At 64.3% G+C, this 18,272-nt stretch carries 20 protein-coding genes and 1 tRNA gene; 18 read left to right on the plus strand and 3 right to left on the minus strand.

Going from position 1 to position 18,272, the window contains the following annotated elements; translation table 11 throughout:
• Window positions 1–27: 27 nt before the first annotated feature.
• The 6 genes from FJ930_RS20295 to FJ930_RS20320 all read left to right on the plus strand — a co-directional run bounded on the left by FJ930_RS20295 (window position 28) and on the right by FJ930_RS20320 (window position 5,744).
• Window positions 28–1,122: a microcin C ABC transporter permease YejB gene (locus FJ930_RS20295; RefSeq protein ID WP_140744232.1), complete on the plus strand. Its 1,095-nt coding sequence runs from the start codon at window positions 28–30 to the stop codon at window positions 1,120–1,122.
• Window positions 1,122–2,267: an ABC transporter permease gene (locus FJ930_RS20300; RefSeq protein ID WP_141839842.1), complete on the plus strand. Its 1,146-nt coding sequence runs from the start codon at window positions 1,122–1,124 to the stop codon at window positions 2,265–2,267. The genes FJ930_RS20295 and FJ930_RS20300 overlap by 1 nt, the downstream gene beginning before the upstream one ends.
• 147 nt (window positions 2,268–2,414) lie before the next feature.
• Entirely contained in the window at window positions 2,415–2,648 is a 234-nt protein-coding gene (locus FJ930_RS20305) for a hypothetical protein (protein ID WP_140744234.1), read from the plus strand.
• Entirely contained in the window at window positions 2,648–3,148 is a 501-nt protein-coding gene (locus FJ930_RS20310; RefSeq protein WP_141839843.1) for a PIN domain-containing protein, read from the plus strand. Before FJ930_RS20305 ends, FJ930_RS20310 begins: the two co-directional genes overlap by 1 nt.
• Window positions 3,145–4,773, plus strand: coding sequence for an ABC transporter ATP-binding protein (locus tag FJ930_RS20315; protein ID WP_141839844.1), 1,629 nt, complete (start codon window positions 3,145–3,147; stop codon window positions 4,771–4,773). Before FJ930_RS20310 ends, FJ930_RS20315 begins: the two co-directional genes overlap by 4 nt.
• 29 nt (window positions 4,774–4,802) lie before the next feature.
• Window positions 4,803–5,744 carry a glyoxylate/hydroxypyruvate reductase A gene (locus FJ930_RS20320; RefSeq protein ID WP_141839845.1) on the plus strand — a complete coding sequence of 314 codons (942 nt, stop codon included), beginning with the start codon at window positions 4,803–4,805 and terminating at the stop codon, window positions 5,742–5,744.
• 26 nt (window positions 5,745–5,770) lie between these two features.
• Here the strand turns inward: FJ930_RS20320 and FJ930_RS20325 are convergent, their stop codons facing one another.
• Both FJ930_RS20325 and FJ930_RS20330 read right to left on the minus strand, forming a co-directional pair.
• A complete protein-coding gene (locus tag FJ930_RS20325) occupies window positions 5,771–6,130 on the minus strand; it encodes a hypothetical protein (protein ID WP_141839846.1) in 360 nt (119 codons plus the stop codon).
• Window positions 6,131–6,243: 113 nt separating this feature from the next.
• On the minus strand, window positions 6,244–7,158 hold the full coding sequence (locus FJ930_RS20330; protein ID WP_141839847.1) for a class I SAM-dependent methyltransferase: 915 nt from the start codon (window positions 7,156–7,158) through the stop codon (window positions 6,244–6,246).
• 151 nt (window positions 7,159–7,309) lie between these two features.
• Here FJ930_RS20330 and FJ930_RS20335 point away from each other — a divergent pair, with 151 nt between their 5' ends.
• Together FJ930_RS20335 and FJ930_RS20340 are read left to right on the plus strand one after the other, a co-directional pair.
• A complete protein-coding gene (locus FJ930_RS20335; protein WP_141839848.1) occupies window positions 7,310–8,317 on the plus strand; it encodes a ligase-associated DNA damage response exonuclease in 1,008 nt (335 codons plus the stop codon).
• Between the two features lie 4 nt (window positions 8,318–8,321).
• On the plus strand, window positions 8,322–9,923 hold the full coding sequence (locus FJ930_RS20340) for a cisplatin damage response ATP-dependent DNA ligase (protein ID WP_141839849.1): 1,602 nt from the start codon (window positions 8,322–8,324) through the stop codon (window positions 9,921–9,923).
• 105 nt (window positions 9,924–10,028) lie between these two features.
• Here the strand turns inward: FJ930_RS20340 and FJ930_RS20345 are convergent, their stop codons facing one another.
• A complete protein-coding gene (locus tag FJ930_RS20345; RefSeq protein WP_141839850.1) occupies window positions 10,029–11,153 on the minus strand; it encodes a hypothetical protein in 1,125 nt (374 codons plus the stop codon).
• A 310-nt stretch (window positions 11,154–11,463) separates the two neighbouring features.
• Here FJ930_RS20345 and FJ930_RS20350 point away from each other — a divergent pair.
• The 10 genes from FJ930_RS20350 to FJ930_RS20395 all read left to right on the plus strand — a co-directional run bounded on the left by FJ930_RS20350 (window position 11,464) and on the right by FJ930_RS20395 (window position 18,231).
• Window positions 11,464–11,539 (plus strand) — tRNA-Thr (locus tag FJ930_RS20350).
• Between the two features lie 358 nt (window positions 11,540–11,897).
• Window positions 11,898–12,335 (plus strand): VOC family protein, encoded by a 438-nt coding sequence (locus FJ930_RS20355; RefSeq protein WP_141839851.1) that lies wholly within the window; start codon window positions 11,898–11,900, stop codon window positions 12,333–12,335.
• A gap of 131 nt (window positions 12,336–12,466) precedes the next feature.
• On the plus strand, window positions 12,467–12,655 hold the full coding sequence (locus FJ930_RS20360; protein ID WP_140744536.1) for a DUF2158 domain-containing protein: 189 nt from the start codon (window positions 12,467–12,469) through the stop codon (window positions 12,653–12,655).
• Between the two features lie 217 nt (window positions 12,656–12,872).
• The gene (locus FJ930_RS20365) at window positions 12,873–13,295 is read left to right on the plus strand and encodes an EF-hand domain-containing protein (RefSeq protein WP_141839852.1); all 423 of its coding nucleotides are present in this window, start codon (window positions 12,873–12,875) and stop codon (window positions 13,293–13,295) included.
• A 45-nt stretch (window positions 13,296–13,340) separates the two neighbouring features.
• Window positions 13,341–13,877: an RNA polymerase sigma factor gene (locus FJ930_RS20370; protein ID WP_141839853.1), complete on the plus strand. Its 537-nt coding sequence runs from the start codon at window positions 13,341–13,343 to the stop codon at window positions 13,875–13,877.
• A gap of 120 nt (window positions 13,878–13,997) precedes the next feature.
• Window positions 13,998–14,450, plus strand: a complete 453-nt coding sequence (locus FJ930_RS20375; RefSeq protein ID WP_141839854.1) for a hypothetical protein — start codon at window positions 13,998–14,000, stop codon at window positions 14,448–14,450.
• The gene (locus tag FJ930_RS20380; protein ID WP_141839855.1) at window positions 14,447–14,902 is read left to right on the plus strand and encodes a periplasmic heavy metal sensor; all 456 of its coding nucleotides are present in this window, start codon (window positions 14,447–14,449) and stop codon (window positions 14,900–14,902) included. Before FJ930_RS20375 ends, FJ930_RS20380 begins: the two co-directional genes overlap by 4 nt.
• Window positions 14,903–15,011: 109 nt before the next feature.
• Window positions 15,012–15,299, plus strand: coding sequence for a hypothetical protein (locus tag FJ930_RS20385; RefSeq protein ID WP_141839856.1), 288 nt, complete (start codon window positions 15,012–15,014; stop codon window positions 15,297–15,299).
• Window positions 15,300–15,413: 114 nt separating this feature from the next.
• A complete protein-coding gene (locus FJ930_RS20390; protein WP_141839857.1) occupies window positions 15,414–16,958 on the plus strand; it encodes a DUF1800 family protein in 1,545 nt (514 codons plus the stop codon).
• 34 nt (window positions 16,959–16,992) lie between these two features.
• Entirely contained in the window at window positions 16,993–18,231 is a 1,239-nt protein-coding gene (locus tag FJ930_RS20395; RefSeq protein WP_141839858.1) for a DUF1501 domain-containing protein, read from the plus strand.
• Window positions 18,232–18,272 lie beyond the last annotated feature (41 nt).

Raw genomic sequence — 18,272 nt, forward strand, 5'->3', positions numbered from 1 at the left:
ATCAGTCCAAAGAGGGCAGGAAGCCTGATGGGCGCCTATATCCTGCGCCGCATCCTTTTGATGATCCCGACTCTGTTCGGCATCATGGCGATCTCCTTCGCCGTCATCCAGTTCGCACCGGGCGGCCCGGTCGAACAGGTCATCGCGAAGCTGACCAACCAGGGCGGCAGCGACCGCCTCGGCGGCGGTGGCGGCGATACGGGCGGTTCCAATTTCGACGCCGCCGGCGACGTCGGCTCGAAATATCGCGGCGCCCAGGGACTCGATCCAGAATTCATTAAGAAGCTGGAAAAGCAATTCGGCTTCGACAAGCCGCCGCTCGAGCGCTTCGGCATGATGCTCTGGAACTATGCCCGTTTCGACTTCGGCAACAGCTATTTCCGCGATATTTCGGTGCTCAATCTGATCCTTGAGAAAATGCCCGTTTCGATTTCGATCGGACTTTGGATCACGCTGCTGTCCTACCTGATCTCAATCCCGCTCGGCATCCGCAAGGCGGTCAAGGACGGCAGCCCGTTCGACGTCTGGACCAGCGGCGTCGTCATTGTCGGCTACGCCATTCCAGGCTTCCTGTTCGGCATCCTGTTGATGGTGCTGTTTGCCGGCGGATCCTTCTGGGACTGGTTCCCGCTGCGCGGCATCGTCTCGGACAATTGGGACCAGTTGTCATGGCCGGGCAAGATCGTCGACTATTTCTGGCACATGACCCTGCCGCTGACGGCGCTGGTGCTGTCGGCCTTCGCCACGACGACGCTGCTGACCAAGAACTCGTTCCTGGAGGAAATCCGCAAGCAGTATGTGGTGACCGCGCGCGCCAAGGGCCTGTCGGAAAGGCAGGTGCTTTACGGCCACGTGTTCCGCAATGCCATGCTGATCGTCATCGCCGGCTTTCCGGGCGCCTTCATCTCGGCCTTCTTCACCGGTTCGCTGCTGATCGAGAACATCTTCTCTCTCGACGGCCTCGGCCTGCTCGGCTTCAGGTCGGTGGTCGAGCGTGATTATCCGGTGGTGTTCGCCAACCTCTACATCTTCTCGCTTCTCGGACTGTTCATCGGATTGCTGTCCGACCTCATCTACACCTGGGTCGATCCGCGCATCGATTTCGAGCGGAGAGACGTCTGATGTCGGAGGCAAGCGTTACTGCCGGCGCGGTACCGGTGCGGATCCCACGGCCGTTTCTGTCGCCGCTCAACAAGCGCCGCTTGCAGAATTTCAAGGCCAACCGGCGCGGCTTCTGGTCGTTGTGGATTTTCCTCGTCCTGTTCGTGCTGTCGCTGTTTGCCGAATTCATCGCCAACGACAAACCGATCGTCGCCTCCTACAAGGGCGAGATCCTGTTTCCGGTGCTGGTGGCCTATCCGGAAGAAAAGTTCGGCGGCTTCTACGCCGTCACCGACTATCGCGATCCGGTGATCCAGGACGAGATCAACGCCAATGGCTGGATGATCTGGCCGCCGATCCGCTACTCCTACCAGACCGTCAACAACGCCATTCCCGAAGCCGCACCCGCAAAGCCGTCCTGGCGGTATGACGCCAAGACGCGCTGCAACCAGTATCCGAAAGGGGCTGATGATCCTGCCTGCATTGTCGGCAACTGGAACTGGCTGGGCACCGACGACCAGGCGCGCGACGTGTTGGCGCGCGTCATCTACGGTTTTCGCATTTCGGTGCTGTTCGGCCTGGTCCTGACCGCCGGGTCGGCCTTGATCGGCGTCGGAGCCGGTGCCGTGCAGGGCTATTTCGGCGGCTGGACGGATCTGCTGTTCCAGCGCTTCATCGAAATCTGGTCGGCTATACCCGTGCTCTATCTGCTGCTCATCGTCGCCGCCATTCTGCCGCCGGGGTTCTTCATCCTGCTCGGCCTGATGCTCTTGTTCTCCTGGGTGGCGCTGGTCGGCGTGGTGCGGGCCGAGTTCCTGCGCGCGCGCAACTTCGAATATGTCAACGCGGCGCGCGCGCTCGGCGTGCCCAACCGCACCATCATGTTCCGGCATCTGCTGCCCAATGCCATGGTGGCGACATTGACCTTCCTGCCCTTTCTGCTCTCGGGCTCGATCTCGACGCTGACCTCGCTCGACTATCTCGGCTTCGGTCTGCCGCCCGGCTCGGCCTCGCTCGGCGAACTGCTGAAACAGGCGCAGCGCAACCTCAACGCGCCGTGGCTCGGCATTTCCGGTTTCGTCGTCATCTCGCTGATGCTGTCGCTGCTGGTCTTCGTCGGCGAGGCGACGCGCGATGCCTTCGATCCGCGCAAGACGTTCAAATGAGAGGCAAACCGGCATTCGGAATGTTATATTCTCGGTGTGGCAATTCGCATAAAAGCGGCCGTATGCGTCAATTGGCGAAACGACTGGTGGCAGTGACCGGCGAATCACAAGTGGCAGCCACGCCGCCCCCCATGAGAGGACCTCGCTATGAATAAGGTCATCCTTGAGCATTATCCGGCATCGAAACTCCCCGATGAATTGCGATCGGGTATAGCCCTGGGTGCCTCGGTCACGGTTACTGTAGAAGAGGAAGCCAAAAGGCCTCTCAGCCGCGAACAATTGCTTGAACTTATGCAAAATGCTCAGGCCAGCGCGCCGGGAACGAGCCTCGAAGAAGCTGTCGCGCGCGTTCGTGCCCTCCGTGATGAATGGGAGGATTGATGGCCGCCTTCCGGCTTTATATCGATACGAACATTTTCGTCTACGCTTTTGAAAACAATGATGCACTCGCAAAAAAGCTGCTTCAGCTCATTTCATTGAACGGGGGTAGACAGCAGCCTTTCCTCGCGACAAGCGAGATCGTGTTGGCAGAGTTGATGGTTGATCCTCTGAAAAAAGGCAACGAGTCGCTTGTCGAGCTCTATGACAATATTTCGATTGGCAACGCCTTTGTCTTAGTTGGGACGGTAACTCGCGAGGTTCTGTGGCACGCGGCACAGCTCCGTTCGAAATTCGTTTCTCTCAGGCTACCGGATGCGATTCACCTTGCCGCGGCCATGCACTTCGGCTGCACGCAATTCCTGACTGCCGATACCAGGTTGAAAGATGCCTATTCTCTCGCGCCAGATCGACTCGTTCCTCCTCAATTGACAGCGGAAATTTCGATCATGCGACCGGAGATTTCCGCCTTGGACAAAGCTATCTCGGAAATCGAGGGATGAGTGCTCCCCTGCTCAGCGTACAGGACCTCAGCGTCGCCTTCAGGCAGGGCGGCGGCCAGTCCGTCGCCGTCGACCATATCTCCTTCGATATCGCCGAGGGCGAGACGGTGGCGCTGGTCGGCGAATCCGGCTCCGGCAAGTCGGTCTCGGCGCTGTCGGTGCTGAAGCTGCTGCCCTATCCCAGCGCCAGCCATCCCTCGGGCAAGATCCTGTTCCAGGGCGCCGACCTGCTGGCGATGAACGAGAAGCAGTTGCGCCAGGTGCGCGGCAACAAGATCACCATGATCTTCCAGGAGCCGATGACCTCGCTCAATCCGCTGCATACGATCGAGCAGCAGATCGTCGAGATCCTGAAGCTGCACCAGGGCATGGCCGACCGCCCGGCCAAGGCGCGCACGCTTGCGCTGCTCAACGAGGTCGGCATCCGCGATCCGCAGAAGCGGCTCGACGCCTATCCGCACCAATTGTCCGGCGGCCAGCGCCAGCGCGTCATGATCGCCATGGCGCTGGCCAACGAACCGGAACTCCTGATCGCCGACGAGCCGACGACGGCGCTCGACGTCACCGTCCAGGCGCAGATCCTGGAACTGCTGGCCGGCCTCAAGAGCCGCAAGGGCATGTCGATGCTGTTCATCACCCATGATCTCGGCATCGTGCGCAAGATCGCCGACCGGGTCTGCGTGATGACCAAGGGCAAGATCGTCGAGACGGGACCGACCAAGGACATCTTCACCAACCCCCAGCACCCCTATACGCGTCACCTCCTGGCCGCCGAGCCAAAGGGCAAGCCGCCGGCCGCCAATGCCGGCGCCAAGGCGGTGATGACGGGCAAGGACATCAAGGTCTGGTTTCCGATCAAACAGGGCTTCTTCCGCCGCACGGTCGATCATGTGAAGGCGGTCGACGGCATCGACGTCACCGTGCGCGCCGGCCAGACGCTGGGCGTGGTCGGCGAATCCGGATCGGGCAAAACGACGCTCGGCCTGGCGCTGGCGCGCATGATCTCCTCGACCGGAACCATCCAGTTCAACGGGCGCGACATCAACCAGCTCACTTTCAACGCCATGAGGCCGCTCAGGCGCGAATTGCAGATCGTCTTCCAGGACCCGTTCGGCTCGCTCAGCCCGCGCATGTCGATCGCCGAGATCATCGAGGAAGGCCTGAAGATCCACGAACCGAGGCTTTCACCGGACCAGCGCGACGACAAGGTGGCCGCCGTGCTGCAGGAGGTCGGCCTCGATCCGGCGACCCGCAACCGCTATCCGCACGAGTTTTCCGGCGGCCAGCGCCAGCGTGTCGCGATCGCCCGCGCCATGGTGCTCAACCCGCGTTTCGTCATGCTGGACGAGCCGACATCGGCGCTCGACATGAGCGTGCAGGCACAGGTCGTCGACCTCTTGCGCAGCCTGCAGGCCAAGCACGACCTCGCCTATCTTTTCATCAGCCATGACCTCAAGGTCATCCGGGCGCTGGCCAACGACGTCATCGTCATGCGCAACGGCCAGATCGTCGAAGCCGGTCCTTCCGAACAGATTTTTGGAAAGCCGCAAACGGACTATACTCGGGCGCTCATCTCGGCAGCCTTCAAGATAGAGACGGCGCCAACCGGCATCGTCAGCGAGTGATTGGCATAAAAGGGACTAGACGAACCACGATGGAAAAAGGCCGCATCCTGCTTGCCGTCACCGGCTTTCATCCGCAGCGCTGGCGCGACCTGTTGTCGGCCGAGCGCGAGGTGGTGCTGGAGCCGGATGGCGCCAAGGATCCATCGATCACCTATGCGGTGGTGTGGAAGCAGAAGCCGAATATTCTGGCGTCGCTGCCCAATCTGCGCGCCATCTTCTCGATCGGCGCCGGCGTCGACCATATCTTCGCCGACCCCGGCCTGCCCGATGTGCCGATCGTCAGAGTCGTCGCCGACAACCTCACCCAATACATGACCGAGTATGTCGTCTGGCGGGTGCTCGACCATCATCGTCAGGGCCTGCTCTACCGGTCGCAGCAGCCGAAGAAGATCTGGCGCGAGGCGCAGCAACGGCCGGCCGAGGACATTTCCGTCGGCATTATGGGGCTCGGCAATCTCGGCCGCGCCGCGGCCTCGGTGCTTCTGTCGCTCGGCTTCGCGGTCAATGGCTGGTCGCGCACCGACCGGCCGATGCAAGGGGTCGCGACCTATTGCGGCGAGGCCGGATTGATCCCGTTCCTCAAGGCGACCGATATACTGGTTGTGCTTTTGCCGCTGACGCCGGACACGCAGGGCATAATCAACTATGGCGTGCTGAAGGAACTGAGGAAACGCAACGGCCTCGGCGGCTCGGTGCTGATCAATGCCGGACGCGGCCGCCTGCAGAAGGACACCGACATCGTGCGGGCGCTGGACGACGGCACGCTGAAGGAGGCAAGCCTCGACGTCTTCGAGGTCGAACCGCTGCCGAAGACCAGCCCGCTGTGGAAGCATCCGAAAGTGTTCGTCACGCCGCACGCCGCGGCGACCTCCGATCCGGTCCATCTGGCGCCGATCATGCTGCGCCAGATGGACGCCTTCGAGCGCGGCGAAAAGCTGGACAATCTGGTGGACCGCAAGGCGGGATATTAGCTGGACTTTACCCTCGCCTGGTCAGGTTAGCCAGGCAGCGCGAGCTTCTTCTGCTTGTCCGGCTTGCCGCAGTCGCGGCGGTCGATGGACCGGTTCATGGCATCGATCTCGCCTGACGCCTTGTCGCTGTCGCGCTGGGCCTTGGAGCGTATGTCGGGCGTGAACGGGCCGAAGCCCATGGCGGGATTGGAGAAGGTCGGCTTCGCGGTCGTCGGGAGGTGGTATTGCTGCGCCAGCCCATTGCGCTGCGCCAGCAGTTGATCGCATGGCACGCTGTCATACTGCAGCGAAGACTGGATGTTGGCGTCCTGGCGCTCCGACATCGAATTGCCCACGCAGCCGGCCGTCGCCAGGCAAGATGCCAAGACCATCATGTTCCAGCGCATCTGATATGCTCCTCCAGATATCCCGCCCTGATGCGACCAGATCGCAAATATCAGTCGCGCACGCAAATCCGACTTTTTCGCAGCAGCGTCACCGCATGACGACCATCCACAAATCATGCGGCGTGACCTTTTCGGGCCACGACCGCCAGCCCGTTGACGGGCTGGCGGCGATCCTGCCGGATGGTTGTCGGTTTCAGTGTCAGGATCGAAAATCCATTGGCCTCGAGTATGCGCCTGACGTAGCTATCCGAGTGTGCATAGCGCCGGGAGGGTTGCAGAGCGAAATCGCCGCCATCCAGGCTCTCGACCGAGAAGACAAACAGGCCACCGCCGGCGAGCAGGCTGGCAACTGTCGCCACGATGCCCTCCAGCGCGCCGATGTAGATCAGAACATCGGCTGATGTCACCAGATCGGCCTTCTCGCCCGGATAGGAAAATCGCTGCAGATCCGCTTTGGTCAGCGCGTCATAAACGCCTTTTGCCCGCGCTTTCCTCAACATGCTGGCGGAGATGTCGACTCCTTCCAGCCGGTCGACAATCGGCCTCAGCCTCTCGCCCATCAGGCCGGTGCCGCAGCCGAGGTCGAGCGCCAGGCGGAAGCGCCCCGGCTCTGTCTGGCGGATGATGGCGTCGAGCACACCGGGCAGCCGGTAGTCGAGCTTGCCGACCAGCATCTCCTCGAATGTCTCGGCATAATGATCGAAAAGCGTTTCGACGAAGGCACTGGGCGGCGCGGTGGCAACCGGCCCCCTGCCGATCAACTGCAATTTGAGGGCCGCGCCCTGGCGATCGGCGGGGTCCAGTTTCAGCGATGTCGTCCAGGCCTGCGCCGCGAGGTCAGGCCTGCCGGCGGCTTCCTGCATCTCGCCAAGGCGAAACCAGCCCATGGCCCATCGCGGCGCCAGGTCCAGCGCACCAAGCAGCAGCTCGGCCGCCTCCGCGTGATCGCCCGAGGCAAAGAGCATCTCGGCATAGTCGGCACGACGATCGGCGTTCAGGTCGCCCGACGAGGTCTGAAGCGGTTTCATGATGATGGTTCCACCGGCGGAGGCGTCCGGCTGCATGTCCATGTAGAGCAAAACATGTCGAAGCTGAACCGAATTGCGTATCCTTTGCCGAGGAGTCAGCAGTCTCCGGTGACAGGCTTCCCGTGGCGGAATTATATCCTATCTTGGGACGATGCGCGCCAGCGACCTGCTTCATCCCCGGCCCGAGGGCCTCTACTGCCCGCCCGGCGATTTCTTCATCGATCCGGTGCGGCCGGTGAACCGGGCGCTGATCACCCACGGCCATTCCGACCATGCGCGCTCGGGCCACCGCTCGGTGCTGGCGACGCAGCAGACGCTCGACATTATGGGCCTGCGCTATGGCGAGGATTTTGCCGGCATCCGCCAAGCGGCGCGCCTCGGCGAGACGATCGTCCTCGGCGGTGTCAGCGTGAGCTTCCATCCGGCCGGCCATGTGCTGGGCTCGGCGCAGATCTCCGTTGAGCATCAGGGCACGCGCATCGTCGCTTCCGGCGACTACAAGCGTCAGAAGGATGCGACCTGCGCGCCGTTCGAGCCGATCCGCTGCGACGTGTTCATTACCGAGGCGACCTTCGGCCTGCCGGTGTTTCGCCATCCACCCGATACCGAAGAGATCGCCCGCCTTTTGAAATCGGCGGCGCAGTTTCCCGAACGCTCGCACCTGGTCGGCGCCTATGCGCTGGGCAAGGCGCAGCGCGTGATGCGGCTGTTGCGCGATGCCGGCTACGACAGGCCGCTCTACATCCATGGCGCGCTGGCCAGGCTCAGCGACTATTACCAGAGCCAGGGCATCGATCTGGGAACGCTGGAACCGGCGACGGTGGAAGGCGGCAGGCAAGACTTCGCCGGCGCCATCGTGGTCGGGCCGCCAGCGGCCTTCGCCGACCGCTGGGCGCGGCGCTTCCCCGATCCGATCTCGTGCTTCGCGTCGGGCTGGATGCGCATCCGCCAGCGCGCCAAGCAAGGCGGCGTCGAACTGCCGCTGATCATATCGGACCATGCCGACTGGGACGAGCTGACCGCCACCATCAAGGAGACTGGCGCCGAGGAGGTCTGGGTCACGCATGGCCGCGAGGAAGCGCTGGTGCGCTGGTGCGAACTCGAAGGCATCGCCGCCCGGCCGCTGCATCTGGTGGGCTATGAGGACGAGGGCGATTGACGGCATGAACCGCTTCGCCGAACTCCTCGACCGCCTTGTGCTGACCCCGTCGCGCAACGGCAAGCTCACTTTGCTCACCGATTATTTCCGCAGCGTCGAGGATCCGGATCGCGGCCTGGCGGTGGCCGCGATCACCGGCGATCTCAAAATCGCGGCGGTCAAACCGGCGATGCTGCGCATGCTGGTCACCGAACGCATGGACCCTGTGCTGTTCGGCTATTCCTACGACTATGTCGGCGATCTCGCCGAGACGGTGTCGCTGGTCTGGCCGCAAACACCCGGCAAAATCCCGAACCGCGAGCCGACGCTTGGCGAGGTCGTGGCCAAACTGCAGGCGGCGAGCCGATCCGACGGACCGAAGGTGCTGGCGGGGCTGCTCGACAGCGCTGGCATCTCGGCGCGCTTCGCCATCATCAAGCTGGTCACCGGAGGCCTGCGCATCGGCGTCTCGGCGCGGCTCGCCAAACGGGCGCTGGCGGATCTCGGCGAGGTCGATGTCGCCGAGATCGAGGAGCTCTGGCACGGCCTGTCGCCGCCCTACACCGCGCTGTTCGCCTGGCTGGAAGGCAAGGCCGACAAGCCTCGGAACACGGCGATGGCGCTGTTCCGCCCGGTTATGCTGTCGAACCCGGTCGGCGACGGCGATCTCGAAAAGCTCGACCCCGTGGATTATGCGGCCGAATGGAAATGGGACGGCATCCGTGTGCAGGCGGTAGCGGAAGGGGGCATCCGCCGGCTTTATTCGCGGACGGGCGACGATGTCTCCGGCGCTTTTCCCGATCTTGCCGACGCCATGCATTTTTCCGCGGCGCTCGATGGCGAATTGCTGGTCGGCGACCCGCGACAGGCGACAGGAACCTTTTCGGACCTGCAGCAGCGGCTGAACCGCAAGACGGTGACGCCGAAGATGCAGCAGCAATATCCGGCCTTCATGCGCTGCTACGACTTGCTGCAGATCGGCGCCGAGGATTTGCGCGCACTGCCCTTCCGCGAACGGCGCGGCCGCCTCGAAGCCTTCGTCAAGACACTCGACCCGAGCCGTTTCGACCTGTCGCCCTTCGTGGCGTTCACGGATTGGCAGGCGCTTGAAGACCTGCGCCGTTTGCCGCCGCATCCGATCATCGAGGGCGTGATGCTGAAGCGCTGGGATTCGCCCTATGTCGCCGGGAGGCCCAAAGGCCCGTGGTTCAAATGGAAGCGCGATCCGCACACGGTGGACGCCGTGCTGATGTATGCCCAGCGCGGGCACGGCAAGCGGTCGAGCTTCTACTCGGATTACACGTTCGGCGTCTGGTCGGGAACCGAGGGCGAGGAGGAACTGGTGCCAGTCGGCAAGGCCTATTTCGGCTTCACCGATGAGGAACTGAAGCAGATCGACAAATATGTCCGGGACAACACGGTCGAACGTTTCGGGCCGGTGCGCTCGGTGCGGGCCGACCGCGACAACGGCCTGGTGTTGGAAGTCGCCTTCGAGGGGCTCAACCGCTCGACCCGGCACAAATCCGGCGTCGCCATGCGCTTTCCCCGCATCTCACGGCTGCGCTGGGACAAGCCGGCCAACGAGGCCGACCGCATCGAGACGCTGCAGGCGCTGCTGGACCGCTAGGGCAATTCCAGTGTGCAGCCGCTTTCCGCCCGGAATGACCCAAGGCAACGAGTTAGAGCGAGTCAACGATTCTATCGAACGCTGAACCGCTCTGACTGCTCGCAACTACGGCTCGACCGAGACGCGGATCTCGTAGATGTTGACCGCCTTGCCTTGTTTGTCGAAATCGGAATTGACGGCGATGGTTCCGGCCGAGCCCGGATGCTTGTTGGGGAACTGCACGTCGAACAAATATTCGTTGCGCTGCTGGCCGACCGCGTAGCGCTTGCGGCCGCAGTCGCCGAGCTCGCCGAAATTGCAATCGACGGAGATCTGCGTGTCCTTGCCGTCCTCGGCACGGGCGACGATGTCGAAGACCGCGTGCTTGCCGGCGAGCTTCTCCAGCACGCCCTGTCCGACGTCGAAGACGATCGCCGAACCAGAGGCGCCGGACTGGATACGCAGGAACGAGCCGGTGTCGTCCTTCATCACCTCTGCCTTGGCGTCCGAGGGAGCGGCCACATGTGTCGGGTCGTTCGGCGAGAACACATTGATCCAGTCACGCGACTGGTCCGGCGCGCCCGGCTTTGCCGGCGCGTTGGCGCCGTCGGCCGGCGTGAAATCGTCGCCCTCGACGGTCGGCGGCGCCTCCGGCGGCGCTGTATTGAGCTGCGCCGCCGTCTTGAATACGCCGGTCTGCATGGCGAAAAACAGGCCGATGCCGATTGCTGCTAGCAGGGTCACCGTGAAGAAGATCGCGGTCAGCGGCAGGCGTCGTCCGCGAATGCGCCGTTCATCGCGGTCCGGCGCCACTTCGGTCGCTGCTCCCGGCGCGGCGGGGGCTGCGATGTCGATAGCGTCCGGCATGATGTCGGGAACGACCGGCAGCACGCGCGAGCGCGCCGCGTCGGATGCCGGGTGTACAGGCCCGTCCACGGTAAAGGCGGGCGATGGCGCCTCCTGTCCCGTCTCGACCGCCGGCGCTACGCCGGCCGTGGGCCCGGCCACCGGTGCGTCGATCTGCGGGGCGACGTCCGGCACCGCCGGCAGGAATTCGGATTCGATTTCGGTGATCTTCGCCTGGATCGCCTTGCGGCGCTTGATGGCGACTTCCACTGTCACGCCGGGATTGGCCTGGAGCGCGCGGTCGAGCGCGGCAAAGGCCGACCGGTAGACCCTCTCGCGAAACGCGCGGTCCTCGGCATTGCCCTTTTCCAAGGCGTTCCGGATCGCTTTTTCGATCGCGTCCAAGCGAGATCCCTCTGCAAATTGTCCAACCCTGCGTGATGGTTAGCCGCAGGCGACCAATCAATCAACGGGCGGACGGCCGCATTCTGCCTCGACAGCGTGTCCAAAGTCCATCTTGGCGATGTTCCGGCAAACAAAATCGGACCCTGTCTGCGATTTTCACGCGCAAGGACGGGCGAACCCTGCCGCAAGACCGATCCGAGGCCGGCTTTCGATCTTGACGGAAGCCCGTGCAGAATTGCCAAGTCGCATCTTGAATTCGCAGCCGGTTGAGTCTATCACCCAGCCCATCTTGGAGGCCTTGGCCTCCCGGGCCGCTTTAGCTCAGTTGGTAGAGCACATCATTCGTAATGATGGGGTCAGGTGTTCGAGTCACCTAAGCGGCACCAAAACTCAACACCTTGGCTGATCGCCTCGCCGGATTTGTACGCAACGGAAAAGACTCCAGCCTGCGCCTTCTGCCCAAGAGACCGAGTTTTCCAACCTCATCAACGACGACACTCGCGAACTGGACCGGACGGACCTGTCCGCCGAGGAGTGCAAAGCCATCGAGCAGCGTAGAGCCACGAATATATGCCCGGCTCCTTTGCGGCAGCATTGGCTCGATTAGCGACCACTCAAAATCCGTCGGCTCAAACCGGCGACGCATCACAAGGCTCCCTGCCGGAGCCTTGATTCACCACTTGCTTACCTTGGCAAGCATTTTTATGAGTTTACGGTCCAGACGACGCCTTGTAGATTGAACCCATGGCGCTCAAACGGATGGACAACATAGGTATCGTCGTCGATGACCTCGGAGAGACGATTGATTTCTTTCTCGAGCTCGGCCTTGAGCTCGAAGGGCGGGCCACGATCGAAGGAGAATGGTCCGGACGTGTCACCGGATTGGGCGATCAGCACGTCGAGGTTGCCATGATGCGCACGCCAGACGGCCATGGCCGGCTCGAGCTATCCCGCTTCCTCACGCCGCCTGCCGTCGCGGATCATCGTAACGCCCCTGTCAACGCTCTCGGCTACCTCCGCGTCATGTTCGCCGTGGACGACATCGACGACACGCTTGAAAGGCTCCGCAATCGCGGCGCGCAGCTCGTAGGCGAAGTCGTCCAGTACAAGGACGTCTATCGGCTCTGCTACATCCGCGGGCCCGAAGGGCTTCTCATCGGACTCGCCCAAGAACTCAACTGAGCGCGATACGACGACAATGACGAAGGGCCTGCTAGCGGGGGTGCGAAGGATCGCGGCGCCCGCCACGCATATCGCCATTGTCGAGACTCATGTTTGATGTGAAACTCCCGGCGTCAGCATGGAGGCCCAAAATGCCCAACAGTTTCAAGACCGGAGACGTCGTCAGGCTGAAGTCGGGAGGTCCGAAGATGACGGTCAGCGACGGCGCGGCTTCCGGCACGTATATGTGCCATTGGTTCAACCGCGAGGGCGATGTCTGGACCCCGCAACATGCGGGCTTCAAATCGGACCAGCTGGTGGCCGCCGACCAATCCACATAATCCCAGCCCGACCGCCAACGATAGTGGCCTGCCTAGCGTGGATTCAGATCACGCCAGGCGCCGTGTTACGGCGACCGCTCCAAGGACGAGCACCACCGTCGACAAATCGGAACAGGCGGCACGGCGACCGACGGATTTCTCCCGCCGCGGCGTTTAACGGTTGAAGCGTGACCATGGCACGGGCCGTGGCCGACGCCCCAACCGGAGACGCCAGAGCATGATACGCCGTTCGATCCTTGCCGCTGCCTTGAGCCTGTCGACCGTGGCAGCTTTTGCCCAGACGCAGCCTCCTGCTCCTGCTCCTGCCACACCGCCGGCTGCCGCGCCCAAGGCCAAGTCCGATCTTACGCTGGCCAAGTTCCAGAGACGGCGGGAGACGGCGATCATGGCCGCCGACACGGATGGCGACGGCAAGATCAGCCTGCTGGAGTGGGAGGCTTTCCAGGCCAAGCGCAACGCCAAGGGCGATCCAGCCAAATCCTTCGCCCGCATCGATTCCAACCATGACGGCTTCATCGATCGCGCCGAACTCGACGCGTTCTTCGCCAAGCGCTTCGCCAAGCTGGACAAGAATGGCGACGGGGTTCTCGCGGCCGACGAGATGCCAGGCCACAAATCCGCTCCCAAGGCGGAGCAATGACCAAGAGGCCATGACGCGTGATGAACCTCGGGAGTGCGCCAGCAGATGAGCGCCGATCCGGACGAGGAGTTGGTCCGTCGGGTCGGGGCTGGCGATCCCGCGGCGGTGCGGACGCTTGTCGCGCGCAAGCTGCCGCGCATCCTTTCGCTAGCCGTCCGCATGCTGGGCGACGCGGCGGAGGCCGAGGATGTCGCCCAGGAAACCTTCGTGCGGATCTGGCGTCATGCCTCGAGCTGGCGGCGCGGCAACGCACGCTTCGACACCTGGATCCATCGGGTGACGCTCAACCTTTGCTACGACCGGCTGCGCCGGCGCCGCGAATGGGTGACCAACGATTTGCCGGATGTGGTCGACCCGGCCCCGCTTCCCGATTCCCGGGAAGAGACGCATCGGGTCGAGCGCGCCTTGCAGGCGATCGCGCCACGCCAGCGCGAAGCGATCATCCTGGTCTACTATCAAGAGATGTCCAATATCGAGGCGGCCGCGACCCTGGAGATCAGCGTCGACGCCCTGGAGAGCCTGCTTTCGCGCGGCCGGCGGGCCCTGCAGGCGATTCTGGCCAGGGATAGCGTCCATGACTGACAAAGGCGCGACCATGGATGCCGAACATTCATCGCGCTTTGCGGGCGTCCGGTGGGGGGCCGGTCGCTGTCGTTTCCAACCCGCGTGGGCACGCGGCGCAAAAGGGCAAGGGGAAAGCAAATGACTAAAGACATCGAAGACGGCCCGGCAATGGATGCAGAGCGTTTCGCGGCGCTCGCCGAAGCCTATGGCGGCGATTTGCGTCGCTGGCCGGAAGCGGAGCGCGAAGCCGCCGCGGCCTTTGCTCCAAGCGAGGCAGGCCAAGCCATTTCGCGACATGCCGGCACGCTCGACACCCTGCTCGACAGCTACAGCGTCCAGCCCCCCGGCAAGGCGCTGCACGGCAGCATCCTACGCGTCGCCGACCGGCACCTCGTCCAGCGGCGGCGTCAGCGGTTCTGGTGGTTGGGATTGGGACTTGCCGGCATCGGCCTGGCCGGCGCCGTGGCCGGATTGGCCCTGGTGACCGTCGTCACGCCCGAGGCTCAGCCCGACCACTATGTGCTCGATGCCAATGCGACGGCCTTCGGCGACGCCGGGCCCGACAGCGACACGATCGAGGAGGATCTATGAGCACAGGCCGAAACCTCCTCATCGCGTCGGTGGTGCTGAATGTGTTCCTGGCCGGCGCGCTCGCCGGCGGCGCCGTCTGGATAAGAAGCGGCAAGCAGGGCCAGGGCTATTCGCTGGAAGCGGCGGGCGGCCGGCTTCCCGACCAGCAGCGCACGCAGTTCCGCAAGGCGCTGCGGGAGGTCCGCCGCGAATCCCGCGATATTATCCTCGCTGGCCAGCAGGCCCGGCGGGAGGCGGCGGACCTGCTGCGGCAGCCCGTCCTTGACAAGGCGGCCCTGACGGCAGCCCTGGAGCGGGCCCGCAATGCCGACGTCACCATACGCGCGCGGCTGGAGCAGCGCATCATCGAGTTCGCGGCGGCGGGTTCGGCCGAGGATCGCGCCGTGTTGGCGGAAGGGCTCACAAGGCGCGCGGGCCAGCAACCACCCGCCACGCCAAAAAAATCGCCGTGACGACCGACGGAAACTGCCGGCGGCAGCGTTTAACCGGGAGAAGGGCAGGATCTGCCGGACCGCTGCGTGCGAGCAGGTCTTCAACCTCTGAAATATTCGGAGCACGGACATGTTTCATCTGACAAAATACGCCATTACCGCCGCTCTTGCCGTAACCGGCACGGTTGCCACGGCCGCGGCATCTTCGGCGATGCCCATGGTGTCGCTTGCGCAGCCAGCCGCCCCCGCGCTGGTCGAGCACGTGGCCTGGGGCTGCGGCCCCGGCTGGCATCCCAACCGCTGGGGGCGCTGCGTTCCTTATCGCGTGGGGGTCTATCCGCGCTATTATTACTGGAACGGCCCGGGCTTCCACGCCTGGCATCCGCACCACCGCTGGCATCGCTGGCATCGCTGGTAGGCGCTTCCGAGGCCGGCTTCCGCGCCGGCCCCACACCTTGATTGAGCAGGTACGAAACGGCTCGAACGGGCTTCAGGCGCCTCGCGCGGAAAGCCCAAGCAATGGAGAGTTGACTTGGCTATCCCGGCCTCCAATTCCCAGCCAGATCCGGCCCTTGTCGCTTCCAACCGTTTCGGGCTCGGGGCAAAGCCCGGCGACCGCGACAGGATTGCCGGCGACCCGCGCGGTTACCTGAAGGCGGAACTGCGGCAGCCCGACATCGCCATGATCTCGCTGGACGACCCGGCCTATGCAAGCCTGCTGGGCAGCACGCCGGCTATCCAGGCCAGCATGGCGGCAAATGTCCAGCGCAAGCTCGAACGTGAACGCATGGCCGCAGCGCAGCCGGCGATGGCAACAGCGAGCGTGCAGGAGATGCCCGCCCAAGCCACACCGGCTCGGTCCAAGCCAGTCCAGCCCAAGCCGGCCCAGTCCGCGCCGACCCAGGCTGCGCCTGCCCAGCCCATGCCGTCGCCGACCGCCCCCGCGAAGCCAGCCGTTCCACCGGTCGAGGCCAGGCTCTTCCGGGCCGAAGCACAAGCGCGCTTCGACAAAGCCTTTCGGGCCGAGGCCGGCTTCGTCGAGCGTCTCGTCTATTTCTGGTCGAATCATTTCTGTGTCTCGGCGGCGAAGGGGCCGATCGTGCGGGCCAGCGCCGGTGCCTTCGAGCGGGAAGCGATCCGTCCCTTCGTACTCGGCCGCTTCGCCGACATGCTGATGGCGGTCGAGCGGCATCCGGCGATGCTGTTCTATCTCGACAACCAGCAATCGATCGGCCCGGACTCCCGCGCCGGCAGGAACCGCCAGCGCGGCCTCAACGAGAACCTCGCCCGCGAGATCCTGGAACTGCACACGCTGGGCGTCGGCAGCGGCTACAGCCAAGCCGATGTCACCAGCTTCGCCCGTATCCTGACCGGCTGGATGATGGCCGGACGGGAAGGACGGCTGGGCGAGCCCGGCAGTTCGGTCTTCAACGCCAATGCGCATGAGCCTGGTGACGCGGTGCTGCTGGGCAAGACCTATCCGGCTGGCGGCATGGGCCAGGCCGAGGCCGCGCTCAACGATATCGCCCGCCATCCGGCGACGGCGCAACACATCGCCACCAAGCTCGCCCGACACTTCATAGCGGACGAACCGCCACCGGCGGTGGTGACGCGTCTCGCCAAGCTGTTCACCAGGAGCGATGGCAATCTCAGGGCGTTGGCGGCGGCGCTCATCGACATGCCTGAGGCCTGGTCGACGCCATTGACCAAGATGCGCTCGCCCTTCGACTACATCGTCGCCATCCGCCGGGCCGCCGGACCCGGCCCGGCGAACGATCCCGGCCAGTCGCTCAACTGGCTCAGCGCGCTGGGCGAGCCGCTCTGGCAGCCACCGGGGCCGAACGGCTTTTCCGACCAGGCTGACAGTTGGGCCTCTGCCGAAGGCATGAAGATCCGCCTCGACATCGCCTGGCAGGCGGCCCGCCAGGTCAAGGACATCGGCAATCCCAACGACATGCTCGACGCCGTCATCGGTCCCTCCGCCTCGCTGGAGACGCGGCAGGCGGTCGCACGCGCCGAGTCCAAGCAGCAAGGCCTGGCGCTGCTGCTGATTGCGCCCGAATTCCAGAGACGATAGCGCCAGCGCGGACAACTCCCACGGAGACAAGGTCATGAGCCTGCTGTGTGAAACCCCTCGTCCTTCCCGCCGCGCCGTGCTGATGACCGGCGGCGCGCTGTTTGCCTGGGCCTATCTGCCCCGCTTCGCCCGTGCCGCCGACAATCGCGACCCGCGCCTGATCGTTATCGTGTTGCGCGGCGCGCTCGATGGCCTGTCGGCTGTCGGTCCGGTCGGGGATCCGGACTATGCCGGCCTGCATGGCGATATCGCGCTGTCGCTCACCGGCCCGCACGCGGCGCTGCCGCTCGATGGTTTCTTCGCGGTCAATCCGGCGATGCCGGTATTCGCGCGGCTGTTCAAGGCAAGACAAGCGGCGGTGGTGCATGCAGCCGCGACAGGCTACCGCGAACGCTCGCATTTCGACGGGCAGGATGTGCTGGAGAGCGGCTATGCCGGCCCGGGCCATGTCGCCACCGGATGGCTCAACCGGGCGCTCGAGAGCCTGCCGGCCGGCGACCGCGTCGCGACGCTTGGCGGATTGGCCGTCGGGCCTTCGACACCGCTGGTGATCCGCGGCGCGGCACCGGTGCTCGGCTGGGCGCCGCAATCCCTGCCGCCGCCAGCCGGCGACCTCGCGGCGCGGGTTCTCGATCTCTACCAGCATCGCGACCCGGTGCTGGCGGTGGCCTTGCAAAAAGGCCTCGATGCCGACCGCATGGCGCTCGACGACCAGATGGTCGCCAAAGCAATCAAGCCGAAGGGGGGCCTCGACAGCGCCGCCGGCATGCGGCAGGCCGCGCAAGGCGCCGCCAAGCTGATCGCGGCCGATGATGGGCCGCGGGTTGCCGCCCTCGCCTTCGACGGCTGGGACACCCATGTCAATGAGGGCGGCGCGACCGGCCGGCTTGCCACTTTGCTCGGTGGTCTCGACGGTGCCTTCGAGGAATTCGAGAAGGGGCTTGGCGAGCGCTGGAAGGACACTGCGATCGTCGCCATCACCGAGTTCGGGCGCACGGCGCGGATCAACGGCACGGTCGGCACCGATCACGGCACCGGCACGGTGGTGCTGCTCGCCGGCGGCGCGATCAAGGGCGACCGCGTCATCGCAGACTGGCCGGGATTGAAGCCGGCTCAGCTCCGTGAGCAACGCGATCTCGCGCCGACCAGCGATGTCAGAGCCGTGCTGAAGGGCCTGCTCGCCGACCAGTTCGGTCTTTCCGCCGCCGTGCTTGGCGACAAGGTGTTTCCGGAGTCGGCGGCAGTGAAGCCGATGACGAACCTGGTTGTCTGAAACGCTCACGACGCCGCGATTTTCAGCGCGGCGCCGTCTCG

This window comes from Mesorhizobium sp. B2-4-15, assembly GCF_006658505.1.
Classification (GTDB): Bacteria; Pseudomonadota; Alphaproteobacteria; order Rhizobiales; family Rhizobiaceae; genus Mesorhizobium.

Bases quoted from the DNA above. Each gene is read 5' to 3' on its own strand.
- FJ930_RS20295 (WP_140744232.1), top strand. From the start codon at position 28: ATGGGCGCCTATATCCTGCGCCGCATCCTTTTGATGATCCCGACTCTG.
- FJ930_RS20300 (WP_141839842.1), top strand. From the start codon at position 1,122: ATGTCGGAGGCAAGCGTTACTGCCGGCGCGGTACCGGTGCGGATCCCA.
- FJ930_RS20305 (WP_140744234.1), top strand. From the start codon at position 2,415: ATGAATAAGGTCATCCTTGAGCATTATCCGGCATCGAAACTCCCCGAT.
- FJ930_RS20310 (WP_141839843.1), top strand. From the start codon at position 2,648: ATGGCCGCCTTCCGGCTTTATATCGATACGAACATTTTCGTCTACGCT.
- FJ930_RS20315 (WP_141839844.1), top strand. From the start codon at position 3,145: ATGAGTGCTCCCCTGCTCAGCGTACAGGACCTCAGCGTCGCCTTCAGG.
- FJ930_RS20320 (WP_141839845.1), top strand. From the start codon at position 4,803: ATGGAAAAAGGCCGCATCCTGCTTGCCGTCACCGGCTTTCATCCGCAG.
- FJ930_RS20325 (WP_141839846.1), bottom strand. From the start codon at position 6,130: ATGCGCTGGAACATGATGGTCTTGGCATCTTGCCTGGCGACGGCCGGC.
- FJ930_RS20330 (WP_141839847.1), bottom strand. From the start codon at position 7,158: ATGAAACCGCTTCAGACCTCGTCGGGCGACCTGAACGCCGATCGTCGT.
- FJ930_RS20335 (WP_141839848.1), top strand. From the start codon at position 7,310: ATGCGCGCCAGCGACCTGCTTCATCCCCGGCCCGAGGGCCTCTACTGC.
- FJ930_RS20340 (WP_141839849.1), top strand. From the start codon at position 8,322: ATGAACCGCTTCGCCGAACTCCTCGACCGCCTTGTGCTGACCCCGTCG.
- FJ930_RS20355 (WP_141839851.1), top strand. From the start codon at position 11,898: ATGGCGCTCAAACGGATGGACAACATAGGTATCGTCGTCGATGACCTC.
- FJ930_RS20360 (WP_140744536.1), top strand. From the start codon at position 12,467: ATGCCCAACAGTTTCAAGACCGGAGACGTCGTCAGGCTGAAGTCGGGA.
- FJ930_RS20365 (WP_141839852.1), top strand. From the start codon at position 12,873: ATGATACGCCGTTCGATCCTTGCCGCTGCCTTGAGCCTGTCGACCGTG.
- FJ930_RS20370 (WP_141839853.1), top strand. From the start codon at position 13,341: ATGAGCGCCGATCCGGACGAGGAGTTGGTCCGTCGGGTCGGGGCTGGC.
- FJ930_RS20375 (WP_141839854.1), top strand. From the start codon at position 13,998: ATGACTAAAGACATCGAAGACGGCCCGGCAATGGATGCAGAGCGTTTC.
- FJ930_RS20380 (WP_141839855.1), top strand. From the start codon at position 14,447: ATGAGCACAGGCCGAAACCTCCTCATCGCGTCGGTGGTGCTGAATGTG.
- FJ930_RS20385 (WP_141839856.1), top strand. From the start codon at position 15,012: ATGTTTCATCTGACAAAATACGCCATTACCGCCGCTCTTGCCGTAACC.
- FJ930_RS20395 (WP_141839858.1), top strand. From the start codon at position 16,993: ATGAGCCTGCTGTGTGAAACCCCTCGTCCTTCCCGCCGCGCCGTGCTG.